8 protein-coding genes are annotated in these 7,103 nt (G+C 68.0%); 3 read left to right on the forward strand and 5 right to left on the reverse strand.

The window, feature by feature from the left end; all coding sequences use genetic code 11:
* Window positions 1-23: 23 nt before the first annotated feature.
* Together AC2VOU_RS06485 and AC2VOU_RS06490 are read right to left on the reverse strand one after the other, a co-directional pair.
* Window positions 24-647, reverse strand: coding sequence for a superoxide dismutase (locus tag AC2VOU_RS06485; RefSeq protein ID WP_486956629.1), 624 nt, complete (start codon window positions 645-647; stop codon window positions 24-26).
* Between the two features lie 157 nt (window positions 648-804).
* The gene (locus tag AC2VOU_RS06490; RefSeq protein WP_486956630.1) at window positions 805-963 is read right to left on the reverse strand and encodes a hypothetical protein; all 159 of its coding nucleotides are present in this window, start codon (window positions 961-963) and stop codon (window positions 805-807) included.
* A gap of 859 nt (window positions 964-1,822) precedes the next feature.
* Between AC2VOU_RS06490 and AC2VOU_RS06495 the strand changes: the two genes are divergently transcribed.
* Window positions 1,823-2,755 carry a DUF4328 domain-containing protein gene (locus AC2VOU_RS06495; protein ID WP_486956631.1) on the forward strand — a complete coding sequence of 311 codons (933 nt, stop codon included), beginning with the start codon at window positions 1,823-1,825 and terminating at the stop codon, window positions 2,753-2,755.
* Window positions 2,756-2,759: 4 nt separating this feature from the next.
* Window positions 2,760-3,584: a glycerophosphodiester phosphodiesterase gene (locus AC2VOU_RS06500; RefSeq protein WP_486956632.1), complete on the forward strand. Its 825-nt coding sequence runs from the start codon at window positions 2,760-2,762 to the stop codon at window positions 3,582-3,584.
* 14 nt (window positions 3,585-3,598) lie between these two features.
* On the opposite strand, the gene AC2VOU_RS06505 is transcribed toward AC2VOU_RS06500, so the two are convergent.
* From AC2VOU_RS06505 to AC2VOU_RS06515, 3 genes are read right to left on the reverse strand one after another with little or no spacing between them, the layout of a single operon-like run.
* Window positions 3,599-4,789: an LCP family protein gene (locus AC2VOU_RS06505; protein WP_486956633.1), complete on the reverse strand. Its 1,191-nt coding sequence runs from the start codon at window positions 4,787-4,789 to the stop codon at window positions 3,599-3,601.
* Window positions 4,699-5,457 (reverse strand): CPBP family intramembrane glutamic endopeptidase, encoded by a 759-nt coding sequence (locus AC2VOU_RS06510; protein WP_486956634.1) that lies wholly within the window; start codon window positions 5,455-5,457, stop codon window positions 4,699-4,701. Before AC2VOU_RS06510 ends, AC2VOU_RS06505 begins: the two co-directional genes overlap by 91 nt.
* 30 nt (window positions 5,458-5,487) lie before the next feature.
* A complete protein-coding gene (locus AC2VOU_RS06515) occupies window positions 5,488-6,267 on the reverse strand; it encodes a DUF2470 domain-containing protein (protein ID WP_486956635.1) in 780 nt (259 codons plus the stop codon).
* 94 nt (window positions 6,268-6,361) lie between these two features.
* On the opposite strand from AC2VOU_RS06515, the gene pheA reads away from it, so the two are divergent.
* Window positions 6,362-7,103 (forward strand): prephenate dehydratase (gene pheA, locus AC2VOU_RS06520; protein ID WP_486956636.1); only part of this gene is annotated, 742 nt, incomplete at its 3' end.

Genomic DNA, 7,103 nt, shown 5'->3' on the forward strand with positions numbered 1-7,103 from the left:
GACGCCCCGACTATGAGCTGAGTTCAGTTGGCGATCAGATGCTTTGCCTTCGAGGTGGCTTCGGCGTAACGCTTCTGCACCTCGTCCCAGTTCACCACGTTCCAGAACGCCTTGGTGTAGTCGGCCTTGACGTTCTTGTAGTCCAGGTAGAACGCGTGCTCCCACATATCCAGCAGCAGGATGGGCACAACGCCCAGCGGGAAGTTGGTCTGGTGGTCGTAGACCTGGAAGGTCAGCAGCTTGTCGCCCAAGCTGTCATACGCCAGCACCGCCCAGCCCGAACCCTGGATGCCGTTGGCCGCCGCGCTGAACTGTGCCCGGAACTTGTCGAAGGATCCAAAGGCGTCGTCGATGGCGGCGGCGAGATCACCGGTGGGCTTGTCACCGCCGTTGGGGGACAAGATCTTCCACCACACGACGTGGTTGACATGGCCGCCGAGGTTGAAAGCCAGGTTCTTCTCGTAGAGCAGAATGGCCGAGTGGTCATCTTTGGACCGCGACTCTTCGAGCTTCGCAAGTGCGTCGTTGGCACCCTTGACGTAGGCGGCGTGGTGCTTGTCGTGGTGAAGTTCGTTGATCGCGCCGGAGATGTGGGGTTCCAGGGCTCCGTAGTCCCAGTCCAAATCGGGCAAGGTGTAATCAGACACGCGGTTCCTTCCTGGTGATAATCGGTTTCTGGTCTACTCTGACGGGCCGCGCGCAGGCGGGTGGCGGCGGGTCGGTGTTGTCTCGATCAACCCTGCTCTATCGACGCGCGCGCCGCAAGAAACGGTTGCGTGGTTGGGAGTACCCCAACGCTCGACTTCAGAACCAGACGATGAGGGCGAGTACCGCAAGCAGCACCAGAGCAATCACGCCGGCGCGCAAGCCGGCGAGCAAGTAGGCGCGATTGCACGCGGCTGACGACGTGTTCCAGTGCGACGACGATGTTGCCGACTGCGGTCCAAAGGGCTGCGTCGTCATCGGGCGGCTCCGGCCTGGCTGTCCAACTGCTCCCCCAGTGAGATGAGTCACAAGTGCTCTCGGTGACCGCGATCATAACCCCTTGTGCGCCACCAGGGAAATTGACCTGACGGCGGCGGGCTGACCAGCGAATTGTTGCTGGCGATTTCGTCTTTCGTGTGCCGACTAGCCGGGTGCCCGTCATGGCGGCCGTGCAACGACACGGCTGCGAGCGCTGTGACATCCCCCATAACTGCGAGTCGCGGGCACATCGTGAGGCCGACTAAGAATTCGCTGAGTGACAGCTGGCCTGTCGATCACGATCTGGTTACGGCCACCGGTTATCCACAACACACAACCCCGCACGAGGCCATCACCGTGCCGCGATGCTGCGATGGCGCGGGCGATCCCCTGTGGATAAACCTGTGGAAACTGTGCATAGCCGGTTTTAGCTGAATGGCACCTGGCATCGAGTGAGCCCTGGGTATGTCTGAATTGACGGCGTGCGCGCAGAGGCCTCGAACGCGCACACCACCAGGGGGTGACTGCCCGTCGAATTTAGGCCGAACGAAGTGTTGCTGGGATGAGCGCGAGGATGGTGAGTGGTCCCGCGGCCGCGCCGCTACGCTGGTCTGATGATCCGCGCTGTGGACGACGCAGAGTGCCGCGATGACGAGGAGCAGCGCCCGTGATTCAAGCGTGCTCTCAGTGCGGCACCCGCTGGAATGTCCGCGACAAGCAGCGGTCGTGGTGCCCCCGCTGCAACGGAACGCTGTTGGCGCCGCAGGCCACGCCACCGTCTCAACCGGTTCCCACCACCGGATGGGGCGCAGGCCCGCGAAATGCACCCCGGTTGCCACCGGGGTTTCGATGGATCGCCGTGCGTCCCGGCCCGCCCCCACCGCCGCGTCGTCGTCGCCGCCCGCTCGGCCCGACTCCCCGCTACACCGCGATTCCGCGCTGGGGCCTGATCGACCGGGTCGACCAGGACAGTGGCCCCCGCCGCCGGGTCCGTCGGGAGGCGCCGACCCCCGAACGGATACGCACCGCCATCTTCGTGGCCTCGGTTGCCTTGGGTACAGCAGCCGTGGTGCATCTGCTGCGCTACCTACTTCTGGTCATCAACCGCAACACGCTGCTGAATTGGTTGGTTGCCGATGCGGCAGCGCTGCTCAGCGTGCTGGCGAGCCTGGCAGCCGTCGCCGCGGTGATGACGGTGGCTTATCTGCTGACGCGGTGGCTGATCGCTCGGCGGGCGGTGGCGTTCGAGCATGCGGGCCGCTCGGAATCGCGTAGCAGGCGGGCGTTGTGGGCGGGCATGTTGCTGCCGCCCTCGGCCGCGGTGGTGTTGGCCATCTCCTTCGCCGTGGTTGCTGCGACGACGGGCCACTCGGCCAGTTGGGTGTTGATGGCCGCCTGCGTGACGTTCTGTTGTCTGCCGTTGCTGGGGTCGGCGTGGGCGCTGGTCTACGTCGTCGAGTTGGCCAAGATCGAGGACCACTACGACCAATTCCGCACGGTGATCTGGGGCTGGTGGCTGCTGTGGCTGACCAGCAGCGTGACGTCGGCTTTCGCGTCGATCACCAGCGGGGCGCAGGACTCCCAGGGTATCGCCAACAACACCGTGGCGATGATCGTCGCCTACGTGATCGCGCTGGCGGCGGTGCTGGCGACGTCGAAGCTGTTCGAGGTGTTCGAGCGCAGGCCCGTCGAGCGCCCCGCCCATCGGTGGCTGATCGTGCCCGACGACGACGTCCCCGAGGCGGAATCTGCTGCGGCGCTTGAGCTGCCGGGTGAAGAACCGGCAGCATAGGGATATGACGCACGCCGAGGACGTGAACTCTCGGCATCCGTTTGTAGTGGCGCACCGCGGCGCATCGGCGTCGCGTCCCGAACACACGCTGGCCGCCTATGATCTCGCGCTCCGCGAGGGCGCCGACGGCGTGGAATGCGACGTCCGGCTGACCCGCGACGGGCATCTGGTCTGCGTGCACGACCGCAGTCTCGATCGGACGTCCACCGGTGCCGGCCTAGTCAGCATGATGACACTGGCGCAGCTCCGTGAACTGGAATTCGGATCCTGGCATGGCAGTTGGCGTCCCGACGGCACCCACGGCGACACCGGCCTACTCACGCTGGAAGCTCTGGTCTCCCTGGTGCTGGACTGGAAGCGGCCGGTGAAGATCTTCATCGAGACCAAACATCCCGTCCGCTATGGTGCGCTGGTCGAAAGCAAGGTGCTGGCTCTGCTGCATCGGTTCGGCATCGCCTCGCCGGCGTCCGCCGACCGGTCCCGCGCGGTGGTGATGTCGTTCTCGTCCGCGGCGCTGTGGCGTATCCGGCGGGCGGCGCCGCTGCTGCCGACGGTATTGCTCGGCCGCAGCTACCGATTCCTGTCCAGCAGCGCGGCCAGCACGGTCGGCGCCACCGCGGTCGGTCCGTCGATCGCGACGCTGCGCGAGCACCCCGAGCTCGTCGACCGCGCTGCGGCGCGGGGACGGGCGCTGTACTGCTGGACGGTCGACGACTACGACGACGTCCGGTTCTGCCGGGACATCGGGGTGGCCTGGTTGGCCACCAACTATCCGGGCCGGGCCAAGGCGTGGTTGGAAGACGGTCTGGCCGGCGCCGACCCGCACTAACGTCCGTTCACGCCCTACGGCTGCCCGCCGAGCAGGTTCGCTGGTATCGGCTCGTCGGCGGCCAGGGCGTCGAACAACGAGGACGCCTTCTCGTGATCCCACACCACGACCGACCCGGCGTTGGTGCTGGTGAATTCGCCAATCGGCACCGTCAATTCGGTGGGAGCGCCCTGCAGTGCCCAGGCCAGCCGGGCCAGGTCCCAGACGTGATCGCCACGGTCGACGGTCAAGGCGCCGACGGCGGCACGCGGCACGGTGTACCACCGCCAGGGGTTGAGCCAGACGGCCGGGCTGACCGCCCGGTGCAGCAGCGCCGACATGAACTCCCGCTGGTCGACCATGCGATCCAGGTCGGCCCGCGGGGTGGCCCGGCTGCGTACGTAGCCGAGCGCGTCGCGGCCATCCAAACGCTGGCACCCGGCGGGCAGGGTGATGCCGGCCAACGGATCGTCGATCACCGCCCGCGGGCACACGGTGACCCCGCCGAGGCCGTCGACCAGAGCGGCGAATCCGCCGAAGCCGATCTCGGCGTAGTGGTCGATGCGCAGCCCAGTGGCTTGTTCGACCGTCTCAGCCAGCAGCGCCGCACCGCCCATCGAGAACGAGGCGTTGATCTTGTCGCGGCCGTAGCCGGGAATCGGCACGTAGGAGTCGCGGGGAATGGACACCATCGCCGTCGGGGCGCTCGACCCGATCGCCGGTACGTGCACCAGCAGGATCGTGTCGGTTCGCCCGTTGCCGGTGTCGCCGCCGGTGGCCAACGCTTTCTGCTGCTCGGCGGTCAGGCCCTGCCGGCTGTCGGAGCCGACCAGCAACCAGGTGGTGCCCGCCCCGGCTGCCGGTCGGCCCGCGTAGTCCGGCAACGCCGACTGGCGGTGCAAGGCGGTTTCCAGCCACAGGGCGTCGCCCAGGATCGCTGCGCAGACCAGCACTACCGCTACAGCCAGACTCAACGACAGCACGTGCAGCCACACCTTGGTGGGGCGCGCGGCGCGGCGCGGCGCCGGCAGCGGCTGTCGACGGCGGCCGGCGGCACGGCGATTCGGCGACACCGGTCGCGGTGGGGGCGTGCCAGGCGGCGGCGGCCGTTTGCGGCGGGGCTGATCGCCTTCGGTCAATGCAGCCACCGCAGGTGACCGGCCAGCAGGGCGTATCCGACGAAGGCGACGGTGTCGATCAGGCCGTGCGCGATCACCAACGGCCACAGCCGGCCGGTGCGCTGCCAGGCATACCCGAACACCAGGCCCATCGCGAGGTTGCCCAGGCCGGCGCCAAAGCCCTGGTAGAGGTGGTAGGCGCCGCGCAGCAGGCTCGACCACACCAGCGCCGTGCGCGGCCCGACACCCAGTTGGCCCAACCGGGTGAGCAGGTAGCCGACGACGATCACTTCTTCGGCCCAGCCGTCGGCGAAGGCGGTGAGCACCAGCATCGGTACCCGCCACCAGGTGTCGCCCAAGCCGGACGGGATCACCGAGGCGTTGATGTGCGCAGCGCGCGCCGCGAGGTACAGCGCCAGCCCGGGTAGGCCGATCACGGCGGCCAGCCCTACCCCGCCAAGCAGATCGGGACGCCAGCGGAAGCGGGCCAGCCCGATGCCGGCGGGCGGTATTCCGCTACGCCACAACAGGTACAGGGCAAGCGCACCCCAGGCGGCCAGCTGCACGACGACGGTCGCGTTGAGGCCGAGATCGATCAGGTCGACGTAGGACCGCTTAGGGTTGAGCGGGATCTTCTGGTTGCTCAGGCCGCGCAGTACCGCATCGGCGAGCTGCAGGGCTGCGGTGACGGCGCTGAGTCCGAACGTCACACTGAGAACGATGGCGACCTCGACGCGCAGTGGTCTGCGTTCGTTGTCGCTGAGGTGCGCAACCACCCCGACACGGTAACCGGCCGTGGCCGGGGCTCAGTGCTGGCGCGCTCGCAATCCGTTGGCGAACGGGCAGCCCATCAGCGTCCGGATTGCCTTGCCGAGCCCGACCACGTCGTCGACCGGGGCGCGAAACGGCAGCCGAATGTCGCGGTCGCCCTCGGTGCTCTCCACCCGTAGCCGCACACCGTAGCGGTCGACCCCGAGCGGGCGTACCTGTCCATCGCGGCGCAGCCGGGGCGGCAGCCGGGAGGCCAGCCGCGCGATCACGTCGTGGTGTGCCGCGTCCAGGTGCCGGATCCAGCAGGACTCGACCGCGCAGAACGGATCCGGCCGGGCAGCCAGTAGCGCCGCCGCGTCGACGGCCTCGGCGCCGGTGGCGTCGGTGACGACCACCGATTCGATCTCCAGGCGGGCCAGCAGGTACTGCGCGTCGCCGTCGGGGATGGGGTGCGACGTCGGCGTGCGAACCTGCAGCAGAGCGGGGTGGGGTTGCTCGGCGGCGATCACGTCGAGCATCGCGTGCACCCGCGGCGGCGGAACCTCCTGCAGCCGGCCGCGGATCCAGACCAGCGATCGGATCGGTTCGCGCAGCGGCAACGGCGCGTAATCGGCGAGCTCGAGTACGGCCTGCTCGCCGTCGGCAACGCACTCGACCGGCATACCGACGGCAAACGATCCGTCGGCGAGCAGATGATGCAGAGGCGTGGTGAGCGGCTCGGCGCCGGCTACTGCGAGTAGCGCGCCACCGGCGCGGGCGCAGGTGCTGCGGATCCGCTCGGCCGTCGTGGGAGCCGGGCCTTGAGCGAGCGTCATGGGGACCGTCCTGGCTAGGGGGAATTAGGTAAGCCTTACTTAACTCAAGTCGATCGGGCCGCGCAAGCCCTACGACCCGATAAGGTTGGGGGTCGTGGCCAGCATCGCGTATCTCGGTCCGGCGGGGACCTTCACCGAAGCGGCGCTGTTGCAGATGACCGAAGCCGGATTGGTGCCGCCGTGTCCGGCGGGTGCTTGGCAGCTGAAGCCGGTGGACAGCACCATCGCCGCGCTCGACGCGGTGCGCGGCGGTGCGGCTCACTTCGCCTGCGTGCCGATCGAGAACTCGATCGACGGTTCGATCATGCCGACTTTGGACAGCTTGGCCATCGGCACGCCGCTGCAGATATTCGCCGAGTTCACGCTCGACGTGGCGTTCAGCATCGCCGTCCAGCCCGGCCGCACCGCCGAAGACGTCCGCACGCTGGCCGCTTTCCCGGTGGCTGTCGCTCAGGTGCGGCAGTGGCTGGCGGCGAATCTGCCGGCGGCCGAACTACGTCCGGCGATCTCCAATGCCGATGCGGCACAGCAAGTCGCCGACGGGTTGGTCGACGCCGCGGTGAGCTCTCCGCTGGCTGTCGCACACCGAAACCTGTCCACGCTGGCCGAGGGCGTGGTCGACGAAGCCAATGCGCGCACCAGATTCGTCCTGGTCGGCCGTCCCGGCCCGCCGCCCGCCCGAACCGGCGCCGACCGGACGTCGGTGGTGTTGCGGATCGCCAACGCACCCAGCGCGCTGGTGTCGGCGCTCAGCGAGTTCGGGATTCGCGGGATCGACTTGACCCGTATCGAATCCCGGCCCACCCGAACGGAATTGGGTACCTACGTATTTTTCG

This window comes from Mycobacterium sp. TH-M25 (genome assembly GCF_057473665.1).